At 38.7% G+C, this 23,794-nt stretch carries 23 protein-coding genes; all 23 read left to right on the top strand.

The genetic code is table 11. The features are described 5' to 3' along the window. Nucleotides 1–12: 12 nt before the first annotated feature. The 23 genes from ACAN52_RS01085 to ACAN52_RS00975 all read left to right on the top strand — a co-directional run bounded on the left by ACAN52_RS01085 (nt 13) and on the right by ACAN52_RS00975 (nt 23,791). Entirely contained in the window at nt 13–1,299 is a 1,287-nt protein-coding gene (locus ACAN52_RS01085) for a 3-deoxy-D-manno-octulosonic acid transferase (RefSeq protein ID WP_378950926.1), read from the top strand. 28 nt (nt 1,300–1,327) lie between these two features. Then, on the top strand, nt 1,328–2,482 hold the full coding sequence (gene lpxK, locus ACAN52_RS01080; RefSeq protein ID WP_378950923.1) for a tetraacyldisaccharide 4'-kinase: 1,155 nt from the start codon (nt 1,328–1,330) through the stop codon (nt 2,480–2,482). A gap of 17 nt (nt 2,483–2,499) precedes the next feature. Further along, complete coding sequence (gene kdsB, locus ACAN52_RS01075) at nt 2,500–3,225, top strand: 3-deoxy-manno-octulosonate cytidylyltransferase (protein WP_378950920.1); 726 nt, start codon at nt 2,500–2,502, stop codon at nt 3,223–3,225. A 19-nt stretch (nt 3,226–3,244) separates the two neighbouring features. Continuing rightward, entirely contained in the window at nt 3,245–4,069 is an 825-nt protein-coding gene (gene kdsA, locus ACAN52_RS01070; protein ID WP_378950917.1) for a 3-deoxy-8-phosphooctulonate synthase, read from the top strand. Between the two features lie 64 nt (nt 4,070–4,133). Further along, the gene (locus ACAN52_RS01065; RefSeq protein WP_378950914.1) at nt 4,134–4,679 is read left to right on the top strand and encodes a KdsC family phosphatase; all 546 of its coding nucleotides are present in this window, start codon (nt 4,134–4,136) and stop codon (nt 4,677–4,679) included. Between the two features lie 13 nt (nt 4,680–4,692). After that, entirely contained in the window at nt 4,693–5,592 is a 900-nt protein-coding gene (locus ACAN52_RS01060; RefSeq protein WP_378950911.1) for a lysophospholipid acyltransferase family protein, read from the top strand. Continuing rightward, nucleotides 5,589–6,149, top strand: coding sequence for an LPS export ABC transporter periplasmic protein LptC (gene lptC / locus ACAN52_RS01055; protein ID WP_378950908.1), 561 nt, complete (start codon nt 5,589–5,591; stop codon nt 6,147–6,149). Before ACAN52_RS01060 ends, lptC begins: the two co-directional genes overlap by 4 nt. Further along, entirely contained in the window at nt 6,146–6,862 is a 717-nt protein-coding gene (locus ACAN52_RS01050; RefSeq protein ID WP_378950905.1) for an LptA/OstA family protein, read from the top strand. Before lptC ends, ACAN52_RS01050 begins: the two co-directional genes overlap by 4 nt. A 37-nt stretch (nt 6,863–6,899) precedes the next feature. Further along, nucleotides 6,900–7,619 (top strand): LPS export ABC transporter ATP-binding protein, encoded by a 720-nt coding sequence (lptB, locus tag ACAN52_RS01045; protein WP_378950902.1) that lies wholly within the window; start codon nt 6,900–6,902, stop codon nt 7,617–7,619. A gap of 14 nt (nt 7,620–7,633) precedes the next feature. Beyond that, on the top strand, nt 7,634–8,722 hold the full coding sequence (locus ACAN52_RS01040) for an LptF/LptG family permease (protein WP_378950899.1): 1,089 nt from the start codon (nt 7,634–7,636) through the stop codon (nt 8,720–8,722). A 53-nt stretch (nt 8,723–8,775) separates the two neighbouring features. Beyond that, a complete protein-coding gene (locus ACAN52_RS01035) occupies nt 8,776–10,026 on the top strand; it encodes a DUF3084 domain-containing protein (protein ID WP_378950896.1) in 1,251 nt (416 codons plus the stop codon). A 400-nt stretch (nt 10,027–10,426) separates the two neighbouring features. Beyond that, nucleotides 10,427–11,587: an S-layer homology domain-containing protein gene (locus tag ACAN52_RS01030; protein WP_378950893.1), complete on the top strand. Its 1,161-nt coding sequence runs from the start codon at nt 10,427–10,429 to the stop codon at nt 11,585–11,587. A gap of 105 nt (nt 11,588–11,692) precedes the next feature. Beyond that, the gene (locus ACAN52_RS01025) at nt 11,693–12,109 is read left to right on the top strand and encodes a pre-16S rRNA-processing nuclease YqgF (RefSeq protein WP_378950890.1); all 417 of its coding nucleotides are present in this window, start codon (nt 11,693–11,695) and stop codon (nt 12,107–12,109) included. Between the two features lie 208 nt (nt 12,110–12,317). Then, nucleotides 12,318–13,628 carry an S-layer homology domain-containing protein gene (locus ACAN52_RS01020; protein WP_378950887.1) on the top strand — a complete coding sequence of 437 codons (1,311 nt, stop codon included), beginning with the start codon at nt 12,318–12,320 and terminating at the stop codon, nt 13,626–13,628. Nucleotides 13,629–13,902: 274 nt separating this feature from the next. After that, nucleotides 13,903–15,165, top strand: coding sequence for an S-layer homology domain-containing protein (locus tag ACAN52_RS01015; protein ID WP_378950884.1), 1,263 nt, complete (start codon nt 13,903–13,905; stop codon nt 15,163–15,165). A 433-nt stretch (nt 15,166–15,598) separates the two neighbouring features. Continuing rightward, nucleotides 15,599–16,537, top strand: a complete 939-nt coding sequence (locus ACAN52_RS01010; protein ID WP_378950881.1) for a hypothetical protein — start codon at nt 15,599–15,601, stop codon at nt 16,535–16,537. A gap of 131 nt (nt 16,538–16,668) precedes the next feature. Next, a complete protein-coding gene (locus ACAN52_RS01005; protein ID WP_378950878.1) occupies nt 16,669–17,583 on the top strand; it encodes a hypothetical protein in 915 nt (304 codons plus the stop codon). A 141-nt stretch (nt 17,584–17,724) separates the two neighbouring features. Continuing rightward, nucleotides 17,725–19,110: an LPS-assembly protein LptD gene (locus tag ACAN52_RS01000; RefSeq protein WP_378950875.1), complete on the top strand. Its 1,386-nt coding sequence runs from the start codon at nt 17,725–17,727 to the stop codon at nt 19,108–19,110. Between the two features lie 20 nt (nt 19,111–19,130). Next, nucleotides 19,131–20,132, top strand: a complete 1,002-nt coding sequence (locus ACAN52_RS00995) for a bifunctional heptose 7-phosphate kinase/heptose 1-phosphate adenyltransferase (RefSeq protein WP_378950872.1) — start codon at nt 19,131–19,133, stop codon at nt 20,130–20,132. A 39-nt stretch (nt 20,133–20,171) separates the two neighbouring features. Continuing rightward, a complete protein-coding gene (rfaE2, locus tag ACAN52_RS00990; RefSeq protein WP_378950870.1) occupies nt 20,172–20,636 on the top strand; it encodes a D-glycero-beta-D-manno-heptose 1-phosphate adenylyltransferase in 465 nt (154 codons plus the stop codon). A 19-nt stretch (nt 20,637–20,655) separates the two neighbouring features. After that, nucleotides 20,656–21,681, top strand: coding sequence for a lipopolysaccharide heptosyltransferase II (waaF, locus tag ACAN52_RS00985; RefSeq protein WP_378950867.1), 1,026 nt, complete (start codon nt 20,656–20,658; stop codon nt 21,679–21,681). A 31-nt stretch (nt 21,682–21,712) separates the two neighbouring features. Then, nucleotides 21,713–22,807: a glycosyltransferase family 4 protein gene (locus ACAN52_RS00980; RefSeq protein WP_378950864.1), complete on the top strand. Its 1,095-nt coding sequence runs from the start codon at nt 21,713–21,715 to the stop codon at nt 22,805–22,807. 6 nt (nt 22,808–22,813) lie between these two features. Beyond that, on the top strand, nt 22,814–23,791 hold the full coding sequence (locus ACAN52_RS00975; protein WP_378950861.1) for a glycosyltransferase family 9 protein: 978 nt from the start codon (nt 22,814–22,816) through the stop codon (nt 23,789–23,791). Nucleotides 23,792–23,794 lie beyond the last annotated feature (3 nt).

The following is a 23,794-nucleotide window of genomic DNA, read 5'->3' as shown; positions in this document are numbered from 1 at the left end:
GGGGTATCTGATATGCATGTTCTTTACAACATATTAGCAGTAATACTTGTTGTGCTAGCTACTCCAGCTTTTATTATGCGCTTGATTCGGGAGAAAGGTTTTGGTCAACGCTTAGCGCAGAGTTTTGGTTTTCTACCTAATGAAGATGTGGAACTAGTCGCTAAGAAAGATTGTATTTGGTTACACGCTGCTTCAGTTGGCGAAATTGTTGCTGCAAGTCCAATTATAAAAGAAATGCGCCGAACGTTCCCCAATAAACCAGTGTTAGTATCTGTTGTCACTGCAACTGGATATGCCATGGCGAAAAGAATTATTACGGATGCTGATAGCATTATTTTCTTTCCCCTTGATTTGCCTTTGATCAGTTATGGTGTAGTCAAACGGATTCGTCCTAGTGTATTCTTAATGGTAGAAACAGAACTATGGCCTAACTTTTTACGAGCGATGTCTCATTTTTCTATTCCAGTGATGATGGTCAATGGTAGAATTAGTGATAAAAGCGTGGAGCGTTATCGCTATTTAGGCAGTATACTTAAAGGAATGCTAGACACAGTCGATAAATTTTGTATGCAGTCAACAATTGATGCCCAGTATGTGATTCGTCTAGGAGCTAATCCTAATCGGGTTGTCGTGACTGGTAATACTAAATTTGATCAAAATTATACAAGTGTCACAGTCGAGGAAAAAAATATTTTGTTTAAGCAGATGGGCTTTGCAGAAACTTTCCCAGTATTAGTTGCTGGCAGCACTCATAAAGGGGAAGAAGAAATTTTATTGACTGCATTGAAAAAAATAAAGAAACGTTTTCCAAACACTAAAGTAATCATTGCACCTCGAGATATCATGCGAGTCGATGAACTAATTGAATTAGCGAGTAGCTTTGGTTTTCTGGCTCTTCGCCGTACAGAATTACTGAAAATTAACAATAACAACCATGATATTGTTCTACTAGATACCATTGGTGAACTCGGAAAAATCTATAGTGTAGGAACGATTGTTTATGTAGGTGGCAGTCTGGTTGCTCATGGAGGGCACAATATTCTTGAACCAGCAGCTCATGGTAAACCTATTTTAGTTGGACCTCACATGTTTAATTTTAAAGATACCTATGCTTTGTTTTCGAAACGGGAAGCTTGTATGACCGTGACTGATGAAACGACGTTAACAGAGAAAATTGTATATATTTTAGATCATGAAGAAGTACGCCTTCAGATGTCGCGAGAAACACTGAAAATTATTGAAGAAAATGGTGGGGCTGCGCGAAATAGTATGATTTATTTACAAGAAATTCTACAATAATGTAAATCTAATAAAAGGCGGAACAACTATGCGCCAAAGTGAAACATTTCAAATTTATTTATACAAATTAGTACATGGTGAAGAACCTGGCATCCTAGCAGTATTTCTGCTGGGATTATTGCGCATTTTCTCAGTGATATATGGCCTAGGTGTCAGGGTTAAACTTTATTTATATAGATATGGTGTGTTAAAACAACATAAACTAAATTGTCAAGTGATTAGTTTAGGCAATATTACGGTGGGTGGTACTGGTAAAACTCCCACCGCCCAACGCTTAGCAACCATTATCCGGGATATGGGATATCGTGTCGTGATCCTTAATCGCGGTTATCGTGCTGGTTGGGATGGGCAAGTCGGTCTGGTCTCTGATGGAAATAAAATCTATATGACTGTGACTGAGGCCGGAGATGAAGCCTATTTGCTCGCTAAGAGTTTACCGGGTATACCAGTCGTGATTGGGAGAAATCGCATTATTACTGGCGAGTATGCTGTCAATCAATTGAAAGCTGAGGTTATTATCTTAGATGATGGTTACCAGCATTGGCAACTAGCAAGAGACTTGGATATTGTTTTAATTGACGCCTTAAATATGTTTGGGAACAATTTCTTGTTACCGCGAGGGACCTTGCGGGAGCCATTGTCCAACTTAGCGCGGGCCCAGGCTTTCTTATTAACGAAGGTTGACCAGTCCAATGATGGTGCTCGAGATTTGATTCACAGTACCTTGGCTCGTTATAATGACAAAGCTCTGGTTGTCGAAAGTATCCATCAACCCAAGTGTTTTGTTGAAATCGAAGAATGGTATAAAGGACTGCGTATTACAAATGTAGCCTTAGAAACCATTCGTAACAAAAAAGTTATGGCTCTATCAGCCATTGGAAATCCTTCTTCTTTTGAGCAAACAATACTGGATATTGGAGTAGCAGAGGTTTGTGGTGTGCGTTATGCTGACCATCATGATTATACAATGGCAGAAATGCAAGAAATTATGCAGCGGGGAGTAGAAGAACACGCTTATGCCCTTATTACCACGGAAAAAGATGCTGTCAAAATTCCAGCTGAATTTATTCATTCTGATCGGCAACTTCCCCTCTATGTTCTGAGCATTGCTGTGCATTTTACAGAAGGATATGAAGATTTAATGGAACTCATTAAAAAAGTAGCGGAAGAAACGAATCGATAGTGAATGGAGGTATTTTGATGAATATTCTATGTGTCATTCCAGCCCGATATTCCTCGACGCGATTACCAGGGAAACCTCTGGCAGAGATTGCTGGCAAACCTATGATCCAGCATGTCTATGAAAGAGCGAGCCTTGCTAAGAGACCAAAGCAAGTGATTGTAGCAACGGATCATCAATTAGTCTATGAGAGCATTGAAAACTTTGGCGGAAAAGCGATGATGACTTCACCTGACCATCTAACAGGCACTGACCGTTTAGCCGAAGTCGCAGAAAACTTCCCCGAAATTGATTTAATTATTAATGTCCAAGGCGATGAACCTTTGATTCCACCGGAAATCATTGATCAGTTGGCAAATGCCTTTGATGATAACCAAGATCTGCAGATGGCAACTTTGATGACTGAGATGGATGAAAGTGAATATAATACTCCAGGTGCTGTGAAAGTCGTGACCGATCTACAAGGTTATGCACTTTATTTTTCTCGTTCAGTGATTCCTTTTCCCCGTAACGATGTAGGTGTGCCGATCTATAAACATATCGGTATTTATGCTTATCGTCGGGATTTTTTATTAACCTACGCCAATTTAACCCCAACACCTCTTGAACAGACAGAATCCTTAGAACAGTTACGAGCCTTAGAACATGGCTATCGGATCAAAGTCCTCCAAACAAATTTTAAATCAATTGGTGTGGATACTATGGAAGATCTAGAAAAAGTCAATCAGATACTGAAAAAACAATAAAAAATCAGGAGGGTTTTCTATGAATACTGTTAATATTGGTTCCATTACCGTAGGCGGACAAAATCCTATTGCTCTTATTGCAGGGCCTTGCGTCATTGAAGGTCTGGAACGTACTCTAAAGATTGGTCGCGGCATTAAGGAAATTACGGATCGCCTTGGTATCCCTTATATTTTTAAGGCGTCTTTTGATAAAGCAAATCGATCCTCATATTCTTCTTTCCGCGGTCCAGGACTTACAGAAGGGCTTAACATCATCAACCAGATCAAGCAAGAATTAGGCGTACCTGTTGTGAGTGATATTCATTGTGTGACTCAAATTGAACCAGCAGCTGAGGTGCTGGATATTTTACAAATACCAGCTTTTCTATGCAGGCAGACTGATTTATTATATCAAGCAGCAACTACCGGTAAAGTTATCAATGTAAAAAAAGGTCAGTTTCTTGCTCCTAATGATATGCAGCATGTCATTGCAAAAATGCGCGAAGCAGGGAATGAAAATATTTTATTAACAGAACGAGGAGCAAGTTTTGGCTATAATAACCTGGTGACAGACATGCGTTCCTTAGCAATTATGCGTTCTTTTGGTTATCCAATCGTTTTTGACGCCACTCATAGTGTTCAATTGCCAGGTGGTGCAGGTGCGACTTCCAGTGGGCAACGTGAATTTGTACCTTATTTGACTCGGGCAGCTGTTGCGACGGGTATTGATATGCTGTTTATGGAAGTCCATGACAACCCTGCAGAAGCCTTATCAGATGGTCCTAATATGATGTACCTTGATCAATTGGAGGCTTTATTAAAAGATGTACAAGCCATTGATCATGTAGTAAGAAAGCATAAGTAAGGTGTAGTCAATGATTAATTGGTATTATCCACCTTGCTGACTTATTACCTTGAGGAGTGGTATAATGGATAATGAAATCCGTGAGCAAAAAATAAAGTTAATCGTGCTTGACGTCGATGGCGTACTCACGAACGGACAACTTATTTTTGGCACAGAGGGCGAACTCATGAAAAAATTCCATGCTCAAGATGGATTGGGCATTGCATTGGCTCATAATGTTGGGCTGAAGACTGCAATCATTACAGGCCGTAGAAGCCAGATGGTGGAAATCCGTAGCGCTGAACTAAATATTGCAGATGTATATCAAGGGAAAATCAGCAAAGTTGAGGCTCTTGACGATCTGATGACTAAATATGATCTAACATTAGAAGAAATCGCCTATGTTGGTGATGATCTTAATGATTTACCAGTTCTAATTCGTGTCGGTTTACCATGCGCTGTTGCGAATGCTGTTTCTGAAGTAAAAGAACATGCTTATTTTGTCACGCAGCGTCCAGGCGGGAATGGTGCCGTGCGGGAAGTGATTGAACACATCCTAAAAATTCAAGGAAAATGGGAAGAAATTATTAAGGGCTATCTACAAGATCAAGTGATGGATGCCAAACAATGAAAGGAGGCCCTTTATGTCTAATTCTTGGCAATATTCGGCATTGAAAACCATTAGTCGCATCGTTTGCGTATTACCCTATCCTTGGGTTTTATCGTTAGGCAATCAGATGGGAAAAATCTATTATCGTATTGCTGGTCGGCAGCGTAAACGGGCCATCAGTCAAATTCAAGACTGTTTAGGTCTTCCTGCAAAGGTCGCTGAGGAAACCATTATACGTTTATTTGGAAACCTAGGAAAAACTTTTTTTGAAGTCATGTATATGCCGACTCTTACACCTGAAAAGATAGAGAAGTATATCACGATTGAAAATCGACACTATCTTGATGAGGCATTGACTCATGGTAGGGGCGTTGTACTGCTGACCGCTCATATTGGAAACTGGGAATGGCTAGGGGCAACTTTAGCAATGACTGGTTTTCCCCTAACGAGTGTCATCAAACGTCAACCCAATGATGAACATACTCGAATTCTCAACGAATACCGAGAAATGGTAGGAATCGAAATCTTTGCGCGTGGTACTTCAGAAATACTGGGTGCTGCCAGAGCTCTCAAACAGGGAAAGATCCTTGGTTTATTAGCGGACCAAGATGCAGGTCCTAATGGTGTGTTTATTGATTTTTTGGGCAAGATGGCATCTACTCCAACTGGATCAGCTGTTTTTGCGAAAAAATTTAAATCTCCTGTTGTACCAGCCTTTATTGTACGTAAGCCAGAAGGCGGTCATAAAGTCATCATCCATGAGCCACTTTATTATCGGGATACAGGTAAGAGTGATGAAGATCTTTATCAATTTAGCAAAGAAACCAACAACGCCATTGAACAGACCATTCGAAAATATCCTGATGAATGGCTATGGTTTCAAAAACGTTGGAATACTAGCCCAACTCAGCAGAGGAACGGTGAGCAGGCATGAAAAAAAATACATACCTAATCATCGCCTGTATCGCGCTACTGTTAGCTGGTTGCTTGTATTATTTTTTAAAGGATGAACCATTAGCGTCAAAAGAACCAGTGCAGGTGGCAGCAAGTGAACCAGACTCAAAATTATCCTATGTAGGCAATTCTATTACTGAAGAACAAGATGGTAAACGTCTATGGGAACTCAGTTCTGAAACAATTGAGATTGATACCATTACTAAAAATATGAAATTCAAAAATGTTAAAGGTGTCTTCTATCAGGATAATGGTGGTAAAATTGACATTACAGCCCCAGAAGCAGTCGTCGATAGCAAGACAAAAGAGATTGTAATGGTAGGGAAAGTTCAGGCACTTGCCAGTGATGGAACTACTGTTGTTGCTCAAGAAATTCGCTGGTCTAGTCTAGAAAAACGTTTTTATGGATCAGGTAGTGTGTTGCTAACTCAAAATGACATTGTGATGACAGGGGATCATATAGAAGGCGATGGAGATATGAACAAAATAAAAGTGTCTGGTCATGCTAACATCGTAAAAGGAGGGCTCCAAAAGTGAAAAATGCTTTAATTCGCGTTGCCCTTGTCTTGCTGCTTTCATGTAGTGCTGTGGCTAATCTGCAAGCTGCTCCCAATAAGGCCATTGAATTATCAGCAGATACCATTGAATATGATTCCACGAAAGGCATTATGATTGCTCAGGGTAATATTCAGATTGTGCAAGAAAATGCCACCATGAGTGGCGATTACGCTGAATACAATAGTAAAGCAAATGAAACGTATGTAAATGGTAATGCTCGGATTGTCAAAGATGATACTATCTTAGTTGCAAGGCAAATAAATTCTTATGGTAATACCCGCATTGTGGCAAACGGTGATCCAATTCTCACAAAAGGTAATAGCAAACTAATGGGACCATCGATTGATTATGATTCAGTTAAACAATATGCCATTGTAACAGGTTGGGCCAATTTAGCTATGGATGATAGTATTATGACAGCCAATCAAATTGAGTCATTTTTTCTTGATAATCGCGTTGTTGCTCAAGGCAATGTACACCTTGTCAGCTCGGCGAGAAATCTTGATGCTACATCTGAACAAGCTGTCTATTATGGAACACAAGGAGAACAAGGCAAAACGATCCTTACAGGAAATGTAAGAGCTGTACAAGAGGGTAATGTATTGACCGGCAATACGATGACTCTTTATCTTGATAAAAAAACGATTGACGTCCAAGGTCGCAGTAAACTTATCATTATTCCTCAATCATAGAATCTTCAGTATTTAGTCCTAAAGCAAGGAGTACAATATGTATATTGAAACAACAAATCTGATAAAAACCTATAAAGGTCGTAATGTGGTAGATGGTGTTAGTTTGCGAGTCGATAAGGGCGAGGTTGTAGGGCTGCTTGGGCCTAATGGGGCGGGTAAGACAACGACGTTTTATATGATTGTTGGCTTAGAACGCCCCAATGAAGGCACGATTGTCATTAATGATGAAGATGTAACAGACATGGCCATGTATCGCCGTGCTGGTTTTGGTGTTGGCTATTTGCCTCAAGAAGCTTCTGTTTTTCGGAAATTATCAGTGGAAGATAATTTAATGGCTATCTTGGAAACAACTGCACTCAATAAAAGTCAGCGTTTAGAGAAAACGGAAAGCTTACTGGGCGAATTTAATCTTGGTCATGTTCGTAAACGAATGGGTTCTCAGTTATCAGGAGGAGAACGACGCCGAGTCGAAATTGCCCGGGCTTTGTCCACGGATCCTGCGTTTATCCTTCTTGATGAACCTTTTGCTGGTGTTGATCCTATTGCCGTAGCAGAGATACAAGACGTTATTAGTTACTTAAAAAAGCGAGGAATTGGAGTCCTTATTACCGATCATAATGTCAGAGAGACATTAAGTATTGTGGATAGAGCTTATATTCTCAACGAAGGAAAAATCTTGATTGAAGGTAATACCGATACCATTGCCAATAGTGATATTGCAAAAAAATTCTATCTGGGCGAGAATTTTAGTCTTTAAATAGGGAGAAAATCATGCGCATACTTGACAAATATATTATTAAGGAATTACTAGGGCCTTTTATTTTCGGCATTGCTTCATTCTCCAGTGTTTTTATTGGTACTGGTACGATGCTAAGAATTGCTCAGTATGTAACCCAATATGGTGCATCTATGAATTCGGTTATCAAGCTATTCATTTATAGCCTGCCAAGCATTATCGTATTGACTTTCCCTATGTCCATGCTTCTTGCGGCTCTCTTAGCCTTTGGCCGCCTATCAGGATCAAGTGAAATTACGGCCATGCGTTCTGGTGGTATTAGTTTTTATCGCTTAGCGACACCTGTATTTATTGTTGCTTTTTTTGTGAGCATCTTTGCTGTGGCTTTTGCGGAACTTGTTGTACCTCAATCCAATGCAGCCTACAATAATATTGTGCGTAATGAAATTCAGAAAAATACAGCACCAAAATCTCAAGATCATATTATTATTAAAGATGTGAAAGGCGGGGTATTGGAACGGCTGACTTATGCGCGTAAATTTGAACAAAGCAGCAATACAATGTACGCTGTATCCATACAGGAGTTTGAGAATGAGCATTTAGTTAGAATGGAAAATGCCGATCGGGCAGTATGGCAAGATAATCGTTGGATTATGTATAATGGTACTATCCATGATTTGACGACAGAGGGTAAGATAGATCGGACTCTACACTTTGATCAACAAATCATGCCAATTACTAAAGCGCCAAGTTCTATTTCTAGTGAACAGAAGAAACCAGATGAAATGACAATTGTAGAGTTAAAGCAGCATATTAAGGTGCTGAAGAGAGAATATGTTAAATCAAATATCTATGAAGTGGAATTGCAGCAACGAATCGCCATTCCCATGGCAAGTTTCGTCTTTGCCCTGATTGGCACTCCACTAGGACTTCAACCAAATCGGTCAAGTTCTTCCATAGGCCTTGGTATTAGCATCATTATTATCTTTATTTATTATACGATTATGACCATTACCACTGCCCTTGGACAAGGTGGTGCCATTCCTCCGGCTTTGGCAGCTTGGATACCAGATATTGCTGGTATTCTCGTCGGTTTTCTTCTCGTCCGTAAAGCCTCACGATAATTTTTTCATAGTCGAGGGTGATTCTGTTTGAGGAAAGGAGGTGTCAGTTCATCATGTTTGGTATAGCCCTTATTGCTGTTCTTGCCATTACGGGAGGGATGATTGCCTATATTGGCGATAAATTGGGTACAAAGGTCGGTAAAAAAAAGCTTACGATTTTTGGGTTGCGCCCCAAGCATACTTCTATTGTTGTAACCATTATTACAGGCATTCTCATTACCATATCCACCATTGGGATTTTAACCTTGGTATCACGTGATGTGCGTACAGCTTTATTTGGCATGGAAGCCCTAAAAAATGAACTGAGTACTCTTTCACAAGAAGTGACGACCCAAAACGGTGAACTTGACCGAAGTCGTAATGCTCTTGCGGCAAAAAACCTTGAATATGCAACGTTGACCAATAAAGTGCAAGAGACCACGAATCAGCTTGCGGCTATTGCGAGTGAACTATCTGCTGTTATGGCGCAACGGGATCAGAGTGCTCTTCAGCTTGAGCAGACTGAGCGTGATTATGCGGTAGCTCGTGGAGAAATCAATGCTGCCCAGCAATCGATCAATCGTCTGCAAAACACTAAAAATGAACTTGATATGCGTGTTAAAGACCTAACGGAAGCAAAAAGTAACTTGCAGCTCGACATCAATAATCTAACAGAATTAACAAGCAAATTAAAACAAGGGCTACAGGTTGTTCGTGAAGGGTCTATCATCTATCGCGCTGGAGAGATATTAACAACCACAGTATTGCCTGGTAGTGAAAATCATAATGATACGGTGAAAGCTTTGTCAGATATTATCTATAATACCAATCAAACTATTATTGATAAATTGGATATTAAGGATAAAAATCTTGAAATTCTATGGATTGCTCAATCTGATTTTGACAAAGTCATATCTGAAGTCACAACCACTCATCAAGATGTCATTGTTCGCATTTCAGCAGGCGGTAATACAGTGTATGGTGAACCTGTCATAGGGAATATTAGTATTTTCCCCAATCATTATATCTATCGTCCAGGTCAAACTGTTCATATGGAGATTGTTGATATGGGGCGAAATGCCATGTCGCCAGAAGAAAGTGTGATGCTCTTTTTGCAAAAAGTAAATGTTGCGGCGATTAAGCAAGGCATACTTCCTGATCCTCTACAGGGGACAGTGGGCGCCATTAGCGGTACTGAATTCTATGATGCCGTTAATACTCTTAAACGTTATAATGGGAAGGTGACCCTTGTTGCTACGGCTAAAAATGAGACCTATACGGCAGGGCCTCTCAAAATTGAAATACACATCCAAGGATCGCCCTAATTTCTGATGCAACAATCAACTCTAAGATTCACATAATATACCAGCAAAGAATCCTGTCTTAAAAGCAGGATTCTTTGCTTTTATGGCGAAATAGTATAATATAAACTTGTTATGTAAAATTAATATTTTTTTTAAAAATAAATGACTATATAGTCAGTATTTGATTTAAAAGGAAATACCAAAAATTACACTCACTATGTTAGCAGGAATTTTGAAAGAAATATAGAATTATGTAAACAAGACCTGCAACAAGCGGTAGGGACATGATCGTGATCTTACTGCAAAGAAAGTATACGATGAGGGAACATGGATACTCATTTGATATTTCTTTCAGTGGAGAACTTCTCTCATGTTGGTGGTAACACCCGCAAATAAAAAAACCTTAAGGGGGATTTCTCAAATGAAAATGAATCAAAGAATGTTAAAAGTGGCTGTGGTTTCTGCTCTGACAGTGGCGTTCACTGTACCGGCATTTGCTAATCCTTTCACTGATGTACCTGTAAAACACTGGTCTTATGATGCAGTAAGCAAATTAGCTCAAGCAGGTGTTATCGATGGTTACAGCGATGGAACTTTCAAAGGTGATAAAACTGTAACTCGTTATGAAATGGCGCAAATTGTAGCAAAAGCAATGACTAAATCTCTAAATGCTGATCAAAAAGCAATGGTTGATCAATTATCCAAAGAATTTGCAACTGAGTTAAATACGATGGGTGTAAAAGTTGAAGGATTACAAAATCAAATTGACAATATGGTAAAAATCTCTGGCGATGCTCGCGTTCGTTATACTGATGCAGGTGATGTGTTTGGTGATAAATCAGATCTTCGTGCTCGGGTTGCTTTCGATGGTAAAATCAATGATGATCTTAAATTTAATGCACGTTTAAGTGGTTCTTTTGATCCTAACAGTACTAACAATAATGACGTTGTAGCCAAATTAGATACTGCTAATGTAACTTTCAATGCTCTTGGTTTGACAAATACTGTTGGTCGCCAAGATGTTAAACTAGGTTCAGGTGTTCTGTTTGATGACACATTAAATGGTCTTGCAACTCAAGCTGGTGCTCTTAAAATCTACGCTGGTAAAACAACTGGTGGTGTTACACCAACTGTTGCAACTGGTACAGGAACTGCTAATGTTGCTGAGCGTATGTATGGTGTTGAATACGGTGGTAATCTTCTTGGAGCAGCAGTAACTGCTGACTACATGAAACAAGGTGATTACAAAGCGTACGCAATCAACGGATCTGCTCCTCTTACACGCAATGTGACTGCTAATGCTGACTACGTTAAAAACGATACCAATAATGCAGCCGCTACTGCTTTTGGTGTGAAGTTCAACAACCTTGGTCTTAGCGTAACTCATAGAGATGCAGATGCTGGTGTATATAATGCTTATTCCAGTTCTGATGTTCTTGCATTACCAACTGATGTAGCAATTAAAGGTATGGAATATCAATATGACAGAAACCTTGGTAAAAATGCAGCACTTAATGTTAAATACCAAGACTTTGATAACATGGATACTCGTACTTCCGCAGCTGTCAACGTAAAATTCTAATTTTAAAATAAAATTTTTTCTAAAGCGCCCCTTGTGGGCGCTTTTTTCTATGCAGGAATAATGGTAGTCATAGCGAAGAAATGATAAAAGGGATAGGAGAGTTATATGATGGATGAAATCATTATTGCGATTGATCCAGGGCGAGAAAAATGCGGGATTGCCATTGTTCACAAAGAAAAAGGTATATTGATAAAGTCCGTCATTCAGACGGATGAACTAACAGCTAAAATCGAAAAATTCATCACTGAGTATAGTGTTAGCCTGATTGTAATTGGTGATGGAACGTCTAGTCGAGAGGCCAAACAATCCTTAGAAAAAATTAAAATGAATCATCAAGGGCTAGCCATAATCCTGATTGATGAAAGGAATTCTACAGATGAAGCCCGTCGACGTTATTGGAGCGAAAATCCTCCGCGAGGGTTAAAACGATTGATTCCTGTTACTATGCAAGTTCCTCCTCGACCTGTTGATGATTATGTGGCACTGATACTGGCGGAGCGATACTTTGTTAAGATATTGTAAATAGAGAGAAAAATTTGATAAAAATAAAAAAACTAGCAGGAATAATGAAATTAATGGGGAATATACTAAGACAGTAAGGTAATGATTAACATAGTAAGATCCTGATAAGACCATATTGAGGGAACATGGACACTCAATGATTGACTCTTCTTAGGCTTATTGTAGAAATCTTGCCTTGCAAAAATAAAACTTAAGGAGAGATTTTTACATGAAAAAGAAATTAGTAGCATCCTTAGCAGCAGCTATGGTACTTGGTGTAGCTGGTACTTCCTTCGCAGCGGCAAATCCTTTCGTAGATGTTCCTGCAAAACATTGGGCATATGCTTCCGTAACAAAATTAGCACAAGCTGGTATTGTTGATGGTTATAGCGATGGCCAATTCGCAGGCGACAAAATGATCAGCCGTTATGAAATGGCTCAAATCGTTGCTAAAGCAATGGCTAAAGCTGACAAAGCTGATGCAGCTCAAAAAGCTGAACTTGACAAACTAGAAGCTGAGTTTTCCGATGAATTGGACAAACTAGGCGTTCGTGTAACTAAATTGGAAGCAAAACAATCCAATCTTAAATTCACTGGCGATCTACGTGTTCGTTGGAATAACACTGCAGATAGAGCAAATGCTGCACAATTCAAAGATCGTTTCCGTTTAAACATGACTTCCCAAATCAATGACAATACTTCTTTGTATGCTCGTTTTGTATTCCAAGATGATAAATTCAATCAAGATACAAATCAAAGATTAACAGATATGGCGTTAACGACTAAAAACTTGATCAAAAATACTGATATCACAGTTGGTCGTTATACGTTGAACATGGGACCAACTACTTCCCTTTCTGGAACAACTGGTGACTTAGATGGTATCATGACAAACAGTAAGTACGGTAATACTACTGTAATGCTTGGTTATGCGCAAGCAAGAAATACAGCACCTGGTTCCCTTATCGTAAATGGCTTAAACATTAAAAACATTGCATTTGCTGAAGCAACACACCAATTTGGTAAAGCTAAAGTAGCTGCAGACTACTTCAAAAATATTGATGTAGGATCTTCTGATGGTAATGGAAGTACTGTTAAAGATGCATACAACATTGCTGGTGGTAGCCTTGTATATACCTTTGACAAAAACGTTAAAGTAATCGGCGAATACTACAAAAATACAGCTAAAGATGCTAAAACATTGTATGGTGGTTCTGCACCTACAGCGACAGTTGCTCGCGTACAATATAAAGGCGCAAGTGCTGCTAATCCTGGTTCTTTTGGTTTCTTCCTTGAAAACAATAAATTCGAAGGTAATGCACTTCCATATGCTTTCCAAGGTCCATTCCACAGAATGAGCGGCGCTGATGTTGGACTTGCTGCTGATGGTTTGAAATCATGGGTAGCTCAAGTTGACTATACATTAGCTAAAAACATTACTTTCAATGCTCTTCACCAATTCAACATCAAAGATGCTAAAACTGGTGTAGATGGCGTTAGCAAAACATATGATAGAGTACAAGTTAACTACATGTTCTAATTTGACTCTTCAAGAAGCTCGCATTTTTATTAATGCGAGCTTCTTTCTATTAATTACATAAAGAGATGAGTAATTAATTAGATATTTTCTAAAAATAACAAAAATTTAACAAAAAAGAAGGAATTATAAAGTGAATGTAGAATATACTAGTTAACAAGGTAATGATTGGCATGCAAAAAGGTTATAAGGAGGTATTGAGGAAACGTGGATACTCAATATAACTCTCTCCTTAGGTCGATTTCATGTGGATTAATTGCCATGTGAAAAATAAAACATGAGGAGAGATTTTATTATGAAAAAGAAATTAGTAGCATCCTTAGCAGCAGCTATGGTACTTGGTGTGGCTGGTACTTCCTTCGCAGCAGCAAATCCTTTCGTAGATGTTCCTGCAAAACATTGGGCATATGCTTCTGTAGCAAAATTAGCACAAGCTGGTATTGTTGATGGTTATGGCGATGGTACATACTTAGGCGACAAAATGATCAGCCGTTATGAAATGGCTCAAATCGTTGCTAAAGCAATGGCTCGTTCTGACAAAGCTGATGCAGCTCAAAAAGCAATCATCGATCAACTTTCTGTAGAGTTCGCTAGCGAACTTGAGGGTTTGAATGTTCGTGTAACAAAAGTAGAAAACAAAGTTGATAAATTTGACATCAGTGGTACTGCTCGTATTCGTTATGACCATATCAAAAATGACAATACCGCATCAGCTAAAAATGGCGTTCAAAACCAAAATATCAATCTTGACCTTTTCTACGGTTATAAAGTAAATCAAGATTGGTCAATTCAAGGTGAAAGCGAATATAATAGAGATTTGAGACATAGTCGCTTGAATTCTGGTAATAACGATGAATTCGAACAGTTATACGTAACTGGTCCTATTGCTGGCACTAAAATTAAAGCTGGTAAATTCAGCTATTTACCTACTTATGGCGTATTGTTTGATGGAAAAATTAGTGGTGCGCAAGTTGCCTTTGGTAACGTATTAAAAACTACATTGAATGTTGGTAAAACTGATGACGTTTTTGTTAATGGCGCTACTCGTCCTGATTCAAAAATCGAAGCTGTTGACTTTGTATGGGCATACAATAAAGATACTAATATTAAAGCCAACTACATAAAAGGGACTGATACAGCTGATCACTCTGTTAAATATTATGAAGCTGGTTTTGATAAACAACTTAGCAAAGATTTTGCTTTCCAAGCAGCATATGCTAAATCCGACCTCGATACTTTGAACAAAGCAGCTTATGCTCAAGTTCAATATAAGGCCGCTGATCTTAATGTTGTTGGTTCCAATGATTTTTATGTTGGCTACCGTAAATACCAACCAAACGCTACAATAAAAGCAACTGGTGACTGGTTGAATAACGATGAAACTGAATATAAAGGTTTTAAAGGCGTACGTATCGGTTACGACTATGTACCAATGAAAAATGCTAAGTTTGCTACTTGGTACCAAACTGGTAAAACTGCTACAGGTGTAAACGATGTTAATGTTAAAACATTCCGTGCACAAGTAGAACTTTCCTTCTAATTATGGCATAAGAAACTGCTGACAGATTTCATTCTGTCAGCAGTTTCTTCATTTTCTAACGACATTGTAGAAAGTGGTTTTAGCCAAAGTAATTTTTATTTTCAATACTTTTGTGTTTACAATATGGACATAACATGGTACAATGAATGTAACTAAATACAGTAAGGCAATGTAGCCTTTGCATAATACATGCGAAAGGTTATTTTTTTATAATTTTAGAATAATCATTATAACCATTATAATCAGAAATCTCGAATTTTACATAAGATCCCCCTAATGTTATAAAAATATCTGATCAACATCAGATATTTTATATAACCAAGTGATATTGAAAGTTGACTAGGAAAGTAAGGAAACATGGACACTTATTGGAATGGGATGCGGACGATAGGACCTTGGAAAAATAAAAGAAGGTTCTGAGGAGGACAATAACATGAAAAAGAAAGTTCTTACAGCGGCTGTTGCTGCCATGATCACATTAACTACAGGTGTAGTAATGGCAAACCCAGTAGATATCGATGGTTCCGTATCCTACCGTTATCGTGCAGACAGCTCTAATGGTGCTAATGAAAAAAACGGTAGCATTACTCGCTTTACTTTGAATGCGAAAAGCCAAGTTGCTAAAAATTTGAGTGTGTATGCTCGTTTTGCAGCTGAAGGTCTTAGCGATCCTAATGTGGGTCCTGATTTTTCTGGTGGTAAAAGCTTTATTGGTGAGATTGACCAATTCGGTTTGTTGTACAATAACGCAGGGTTTACTTATAAATTAGGTCAACAAGCACCTGTCATCGGTGGACTTGGCTTATTTTATGATGCAAGCGGTTACCTTGGCAAACAAGATATGGGTGTTGCTGACGGTATCAATATTAAAGGAAAGAGCGGCGTAACGTCACTTGATTTCCTTGCTGTTCAAGAAAACAATAAAGGTGCTGTTGATAACAAAATCTATTCAGTACGCGCTTCTTACAATCCAACGAAAGCGTTGACTTTAGGTGCAACCCTTGCTCAATATAAAGCTGCTGAAAATACAAATTATTATGGTGCTGATGCGAGCTATGCTGATGGTAAAGCTACTTATATGGGTGAATATGCTAAATCAGATGCAAATGATAACAACAAAGGGTATGCTGTAGGTTTATCCTATGCACCAGATTCTAAAAATACGGTATGGGTTTATAATTATAAAGTACAAGCAAATGCTGATATTGCTCACATGACTACTTTTGATTCTGGTAAAAAAGGTTTCTATTATGGTGCCGACCATAGCTTTACCAAAGATACTGCTTTTCACATCTTCTATACAGATAGACAAAAATTAGCAGATAATGTGAAAGATACGTCTTTCCGCGCAACTGTTAGTTACAACTTCTAATTTTATCGAATTAGATTTTTATAAAAAGCGAAACTGCCAATGGTAGTTTCGCTTTTTATATTTTAGAAAGCAGGATATTATTAACTTTATCACGAATTATGTATAAAAATTACGAGGAGGATCTGTGTTATATGTTGCGTAAAATGATCAGCGTATTGGTACTTACATTGTTTATATGTTCAAATATGGGATTGGTTTTTGCTGAGGCGATGCCAGATATGGCAGTATTAGATAAAGTGATTGTTGTAGAAAAGTTTTTTGATGGCTCGGAACAATCGGGACCTCTAGTAGAGCGTATTAGCAAATTGGAAAAAGATATTTGGGGTAAAGAAAATACGGGCTCCTTAGTCAGCCGCGTTGATAAAATTTATTCTTATTGTCGCATCAATTTTGATAATGCTCCTTCGTTTTTAATAAAAATGAATGCAGCTGAATGGTCATTGACTCATATGGTTACAGTCCAACCAGTTAAGGTACGCATTGAAAATCTTGAACGTGTTCTTTTGGGCAATGCAACGGCAGGACCCTTTGATGATCGTTTAAATCAATTGCTTAAATTTGCATATGCTAATGGAAAATTAGTTGTTCATAATGTAACTGTTAATAAAGATAACTTATTAAAGATTAAGCTGGTTACCCCGCTTAATACTAAGGTGAGTCGCACGGGCGATGTCGTTGTGTTTCAAGTTGCAGATGATATATATGTCGACGGAAGTTTGATCATTGCGAAAGGTGCCCAAGGAACAGGTAAAGTAAGCAAGGTGGAAGAATCCAAAAACTTTGGTCGTGATGCTCAACTGGAGATTAGCTTTGATAGTGTAGATGCGATTGATGGTTCAATAATTCATACGATACTTGGTGAAAAAGCCAAAGCTGAGAACAAATCATTGGCGACTGCTGCAGGTGCTTCTGTTGCTGGTATGATGATTCTTGGCCCTGTTGGCATTGTTGGAGGTGCCTTTGTCCATGGCAAGGATGTTGAAATTCCAGCTGGAGCAGAGGTCTATGTTCAAATCAAAGAGCAAGTTACCTTGTATGGTATATAAAGTCACAAATGGTATATAATATAGAAAAAGCCGTCGCAGGACGGCTTTTTCTATATATTGTCCAGTGAAGTTATGCAGGAAAAGGTGTATAATTGTAGAATGTTAGATAAGAAAGTATACAATTTTCGATAGGAGAAAAATATGCAAATTAAGAAATTTATGTTCTCTGCATCCCTCTGTATGCTCATTACATCTATTGTCATGACAGGGCAGGCTGCTGATAAACAGGAAAATAAATCAACGGATGTTAATGCCGTTAAATTACCAGTTGTGGTTGAAGCGGATGAACTATCTTTTAGTGATTTGACAGGTGATTTATTTGCAAAAGGCAATGTGGTTTTGACCAAAAATGTTCAAGTGATTTCAACTGAAGAGGTGCGAGGTAATACGAAGCAGACAGAAATTTGGATAGACGGTAAAGCGATATTGAAAGAAGCAGATACCACGCTTGTTGGTACAGGGACTCACTATAATTATACCAGTCGTATCGGGAATATGCATGAAGTGAAAGGTAAAGTAGGTAAAGAATATCTTTCAGGTACGAATGTAGACTTTTCTCCTGAAAAAATGGTGGCCTTTGATGGTACAGTGACGCGGTGTCCTGCGGTTGTTCCTGATTACCATATTAGTGCGGAGAAAGTTGAAATTTGGCCCGGTGAAAAGATGATTGTCCATAATGCTAAATTTTGGATCGGTAAGATGATGATTTATTCAATGGCGACATACGAAACATCATTGGTTCCAGGTCAGCAAAAAAGTGCTTTTCCCCGGATCGGATATGACTCTTCCACAGGTTTAAGTATTTCTCAATATTTTGAATACCCACTTGCTGATCGACTAACAGCGTTTATTGATGCGGATTATTACTCTAAGCAAGGTTTCATGCCCACTTATGGTTTTGCTAGCCGGCAAAATGACTATACGATCAAACTTTATCAAGGGAAAGAAAAAAATGGTGATGATGAGTGGGTTGAACGCGAACCAGAGTTAATGCTAAAAATGAATTCTAAGCGTTTTGGCAAAGTGATAGGCGATTTTACTGCGACCAGTGGTAAGTGGAGCGAAGGGGCGATTACGGGATGGCGACAAAGTTATAAATTGTATTTCAGCCGTGATCCAATTCAGCTAAACGATAAAACAACTCTAGTGGTTGGCTCTGGTTTCGAAAACATAAATTATGGATATGATAAATCAACCAATAATATTTGGAGCATCGATACTACGGTAACAGTAAAGCCGAATGAACGGTTTGAAACATGGATGACTTATGCTTATAATAATCAAAGTGGGACATCTCCATATGATTATGATCGACTTGATACGAGTCGTGAACTTTTTGCTGGTTTGACGTATCATATTGATGCAAGGAATAGTGCAAGTGTCAAAATGGATTACTATCTAGATGCGAGTAAAATCAAGGATATGGATTATACATGGCGACATAACTTGCATTGCATAGATGCTGATCTCACATATCGAGCTAAACGAGGTCAGTGGAATTTGAAATTATCTACCGTAGAATGGTAAAATGATAAAGGGGCTTAGTTATGCTATACAACTCACTGCTGAAAATTATTAATAAACTACAAAAATATAAAATTATGGTCATTGGAGATATGGTTGCAGATGTATATCTTGAGGGCAAAATATCTCGTATTTCAAGAGAAGCGCCTGTCCTTATACTGGAGCATGCCGCAGAAAATGTTGTCCCGGGTGGCGCTTCTAATGTCGTGCATAATGCTGCAACATTAAGTGGACATGTGTATGCGATTGGTGTAGTCGGCAATGATTTTGCAGGCCAGGAACTGAGTAGAATTTTGCACAATAAAACAGTAGACACTGCTGGATTGATTGAGGACCATCGTCGTCCCACCATCACAAAAACGCGAGTTATGGCAGGTGGGCAGGCAACAGTACGTCAACAAGTAGTACGGATTGACAAAGAGAATAAGCGACCTTTGGATGTTGAAATTGAGCAAAGAGTCAATGATTATATTCAGGAGCATATTAGGGACATGCATGGTGTCGTGCTTAGTGACTATGGCAGCAATACTGTGACGCCCAATATTATAAGAAGTGTGATTGATGCTTGCCAGAAAAATCATATTCCTTGTATTGTCGATTCGCGGTATAATGTTATGTCTTATCATGGGGTGACGGTGGTCAAACAAAACGAATCGGAAGCCGCAGCAGCAGTAGGGTATGAAATTGTTGATCAAGCCTCACTGATAAGGGCTGGTAATGAAATTCTTGAGAAATTAGATGCTGAGGCTGTACTCATTACTCTTGGTCCGGATGGAATGGGACTGTTTGAAAAAACAGGAAAATTTACGCAGATTGCTGTCACAAATAAGAGTGAAGTCTACGATGTAACAGGTGCAGGCGATACAGTAGTGGCAACGATGATTCTTGCATTGGCAGCTGGAGCATCCTATGAAGAAGCTGCTCGCCTATCGAATTTCGCTGCTGGTATTGTCGTAAAGAAACCAGGTACAGCAACGACTACACAAGATGAACTTCGCCGTGGGATTGGAGAACATTTTGCTTAATAGGCAGGCATATAGAGAACATTTTAAAGTAGGTGCATTATGAAAATAATTGATGAACATGAAATAAAGAGTATCGCGGAAAAGTTTAAAGCGGATGGAAAAAGAATTGTTTTCACTAACGGTTGTTTTGATATTCTACATGCAGGTCATGTACGATACTTAAAAGCGGCTAGGGACCTTGGCGATTGCCTCATTCTGGGTCTTAATAGTGATCAATCAGTGCGAGCTCTTAAAGGACCATCGCGTCCAATAAACACTCAAGAAGACCGAGCCGAAGTCATATCGGCTCTTTCTGCTGTTGATTATGTAGTGATCTTTGAAGAAGTTACAGCAGAAAAACTAGTCGCTCATATTAAACCAGACATCTATGTCAAAGGTGGAGATTATGATATAAAGGATCTCCCTGAGGCTGTTATTGCTGCGAAGTATGGTGGTCAAACCATTCTAATTCCAGAAGTTCCAGGGCGTTCAACAAGTAATGTGATTAAAAAGATGCAAAAATAAATGCATATGAGGTATTTTGATGAACTATAAAAATATCCTTATTGTTAAGCTGAGTGCAATTGGTGATGTGATACATGCGTTGCCAGTTGCTCATGCTCTTAAAAAAAAATATCCTAATTCTCGTATCACTTGGGTAGTAGAGAAACCTGCATATGATTTATTGACCAATAATCCTGATATTGATGAAATTATAATTTTTGATAAGCCGAAATTTAAATCTATCGCAGGTTTACTAACCAATGGTTATACATTTGCCAAAGAACTAAAGGCGTGCCAATTTGATCTGGCGATTGATCTCCAGGGATTATTCAAAAGTGCGGCTATATCCTATTTAAGTGGTGCCACGCAGCGTTTGGTCTACTGTAATGCGCGAGAATTGAGTCACTTCATAGGTCAGCGTATTTGTGGTGAGCATGAACAAGGGCATGTGGTAGAACGATATCTTGATGTAGCCCGGCACCTCAACTGTAAAATCGATGAAGTTGTTTTTCCCTTATATATTACAGAATTAGAAGCAAAAAAAACAGTAATGATTGCTAATCATGCTGGACTCAGATTGGAGAACCCATACATTGTTTTAGCCCCTGGGACTAACTGGCCATCGAAATGCTGGCCAACAACTCATTTCGCTGAATTAGTAGATAAATTGTATGATTGCAATCTGATTCCTGTGATTGTCGGCGGACCGAATGATCAAAGATTAGCTCAAGAAATCATTGCTAACACTAAGGTGCCACCTATTGATTTGACGGGTAAGACGACGATGAAACAATTGGCTTATCTGATAAAAGGATCACAGACCTTTATAGGTGGTGATACTGGGCCAATGCATCTAGCAGTAGCAGTAGGCGCGAAAGTCGTTACTCTATTTGGACCGACGGATCCTAAACGGAATGGTCCTTATGGCAAGGGGCATCAAATAGTATTGGCACCAGTGCCATGTCAAGGATGTTGGAAAAAAGTATGCCCTAAAGATGAAGATTGTATGTCGACCATTCATCCTGACAGGGTATTTGAAAGTATAAAGAGTGTACTATCCTTTTAATCATAAAGTATAGAAGTAATGGAGGAAGAGTGTGAATATTCTGATCTTGTTTTCTCAGCCGTGGCGGGTTGGTGGCGCAGAAACCCATGTGACTGATTTAATTAAAGGTCTTACAGCAAAAGGCCACAATGTATATCTAGCAGTGCATGGAGAAAAATCAAAAAAAATGGATGAACTAGTTAAAGAACAGTGGTCTTTTAATTTTCGTTCGGCCAATCCATTTCAATATGTAATCGTAAGCAAAGAACTTGCGAAATTGATCAAAGATAAGAAAATTGACATTATACATAGTCATCAGCGTACAGCAGGCTATCTTGCGTCTTATATTAAGAGGATGATTGGCATACCCTTTGTGGTAACGATTCATGATCCTTGGAATAGAGCGGTGTTTAAATCTTATTACGGAAAAATATTTGATCATATTATTACCGTGAGTGAATTTTTAAAAAAGCGATTCATTGCAGATTTTGGCTTTAGCCCTGATAAGGTCCATACCATTTATAACGGAGCCGATAGTGAACGCTATAATGTAGACAAATATCCTAAAGATCAACTCAATCAGTTGCGTGAAGGGTTTGGCATAAAAGCAAACGAACAAGTAGTCAGTTTAATTGCTCGTTTATATGAATCAAAAGGGCAGCAATATTTGATTGCAGCCACCAAAGCTGTAGCGCAAAAATGCCCAAATGTAAAAATACTTTTAGTAGGTAGCGGTGAACATGAAGAGCGATTTAGAAAACAAGTTGCTGAGGACGGTTTAGATAAATTTGTTATCTTTACTGGCTATCGTGAAGATATTCCAGAACTCATTGCCATATCAGATATTGTTGTAAGACCCTCGGACATGGAAGGATTTCCGATCAATATGCTCGAGGCGATGTTAATGAGAAAACCTGTGATCGCAACGAACATTGCTGGAGTTCCAGAAATGATTACACATGGTGAAAATGGATTTATGATTGAACCAGGGGATGTGGATCAGCTGGCAAACTATATCTCGACCATTTTGTTAGACGAAGAATTAGGAAAAAAAATGGGGACTAGAGGAGAACAGATTGTTCTTGAAAAATTTACTCTAAAAAGTCTGATTGCTAAAGTTGAAAATCTTTATGCAAGTTTGGTGTAGGTGTATATGAAAAAAATACTCATTATCAATCGACTGGGAATTGGTGACGTAGTACTTACTACGCCTTTAGCTCAGGCCATTAAAGAGCATATTCCAACAGCGCAGATCGGAATTCTAGTTTCTCAGAAAGCTGTTGACGTTGTGACAAATCACCCTTATATCGATGAGGTTTTTGGATATCAACGTTCAACGAAAAAAGAAATATTAGCACAGATACGCAGTAAAAATTATGAACAAGCACTCATTCTTGATGAACGGATTACATCGACCATCCTTGCTTTTCAAGCAGGATGCCGATTGGGTAATAAGGGATTTGAAGTCACAATTGGTAAGTATCGAATCTTTATTCGGAAAAAACTTGCTGAAAATGCAATATTAGATTATACAAGTTACCTAAAATATTTGGATAGCACGATCAGTATCCCTACTATTCAACCTATTGTTGGTTCTGTTGAGGATGGAAGTCTTGATAAAATCAATACCTGGCTGCAAGAAAATGATTTTGCAAGAAACAAACTAATCTTGATTGCGGCTAGAGGATTATCAGAAAATAAAAATTGGCCGCCAGAATATTTTGCCGAGCTAAACGTTTATTTCAATAAACAGGGAATTATACCAGTTTATTTAGGATCAAAAAATGATGAACAATATATTGCTAGTATTGCAGGTGAAAAATATAGTGCTGCTGGATATTTTACCTTACGTGAGGTCGCCGTTTTAGCTCAATATGCTGCAGGTTGTATTTCGTTGTGTACAGGGGTTATGCATCTTGTTGCAACAGCCCAAATTCCCATCATTGCTTTGTATGGTCCCACATCCCCAGAGAGGTGGGCGCCTTGCCATGCTTCTGTGCTAAAGGCTGACTTGTCTTGTGTACCTTGTGAACGTCTTGACTGTAGGAATTCCGTATATAAGCAGTGCATGAAGAATATTCATCCACAGCAAGTCATCGATGTGATGGAAAAGGAAGGTTGGTTAAAATAAAAT

Origin of the sequence: Pelosinus sp. sgz500959, from assembly GCF_042610375.1 — a bacterium.
In the GTDB taxonomy this organism is placed as follows: Bacteria; Bacillota; Negativicutes; order DSM-13327; family DSM-13327; genus CTSoil-075.
Note: the sequence above shows the minus strand (reverse complement) of the source record. Positions and strands in the feature narration are given on the sequence as shown.

Coding starts and splice junctions, on each gene's coding strand:
- ACAN52_RS01085 (WP_378950926.1), top strand. CDS start 13: ATGCATGTTCTTTACAACATATTAGCAGTAATACTTGTTGTGCTAGCT.
- lpxK (WP_378950923.1), top strand. CDS start 1,328: ATGCGCCAAAGTGAAACATTTCAAATTTATTTATACAAATTAGTACAT.
- kdsB (WP_378950920.1), top strand. CDS start 2,500: ATGAATATTCTATGTGTCATTCCAGCCCGATATTCCTCGACGCGATTA.
- kdsA (WP_378950917.1), top strand. CDS start 3,245: ATGAATACTGTTAATATTGGTTCCATTACCGTAGGCGGACAAAATCCT.
- ACAN52_RS01065 (WP_378950914.1), top strand. CDS start 4,134: ATGGATAATGAAATCCGTGAGCAAAAAATAAAGTTAATCGTGCTTGAC.
- ACAN52_RS01060 (WP_378950911.1), top strand. CDS start 4,693: ATGTCTAATTCTTGGCAATATTCGGCATTGAAAACCATTAGTCGCATC.
- lptC (WP_378950908.1), top strand. CDS start 5,589: ATGAAAAAAAATACATACCTAATCATCGCCTGTATCGCGCTACTGTTA.
- lptB (WP_378950902.1), top strand. CDS start 6,900: ATGTATATTGAAACAACAAATCTGATAAAAACCTATAAAGGTCGTAAT.
- ACAN52_RS01040 (WP_378950899.1), top strand. CDS start 7,634: ATGCGCATACTTGACAAATATATTATTAAGGAATTACTAGGGCCTTTT.
- ACAN52_RS01035 (WP_378950896.1), top strand. CDS start 8,776: ATGTTTGGTATAGCCCTTATTGCTGTTCTTGCCATTACGGGAGGGATG.
- ACAN52_RS01030 (WP_378950893.1), top strand. CDS start 10,427: ATGAAAATGAATCAAAGAATGTTAAAAGTGGCTGTGGTTTCTGCTCTG.
- ACAN52_RS01025 (WP_378950890.1), top strand. CDS start 11,693: ATGATGGATGAAATCATTATTGCGATTGATCCAGGGCGAGAAAAATGC.
- ACAN52_RS01020 (WP_378950887.1), top strand. CDS start 12,318: ATGAAAAAGAAATTAGTAGCATCCTTAGCAGCAGCTATGGTACTTGGT.
- ACAN52_RS01015 (WP_378950884.1), top strand. CDS start 13,903: ATGAGGAGAGATTTTATTATGAAAAAGAAATTAGTAGCATCCTTAGCA.
- ACAN52_RS01010 (WP_378950881.1), top strand. CDS start 15,599: ATGAAAAAGAAAGTTCTTACAGCGGCTGTTGCTGCCATGATCACATTA.
- ACAN52_RS01005 (WP_378950878.1), top strand. CDS start 16,669: ATGTTGCGTAAAATGATCAGCGTATTGGTACTTACATTGTTTATATGT.
- ACAN52_RS01000 (WP_378950875.1), top strand. CDS start 17,725: ATGCAAATTAAGAAATTTATGTTCTCTGCATCCCTCTGTATGCTCATT.
- ACAN52_RS00995 (WP_378950872.1), top strand. CDS start 19,131: ATGCTATACAACTCACTGCTGAAAATTATTAATAAACTACAAAAATAT.
- rfaE2 (WP_378950870.1), top strand. CDS start 20,172: ATGAAAATAATTGATGAACATGAAATAAAGAGTATCGCGGAAAAGTTT.
- waaF (WP_378950867.1), top strand. CDS start 20,656: ATGAACTATAAAAATATCCTTATTGTTAAGCTGAGTGCAATTGGTGAT.
- ACAN52_RS00975 (WP_378950861.1), top strand. CDS start 22,814: ATGAAAAAAATACTCATTATCAATCGACTGGGAATTGGTGACGTAGTA.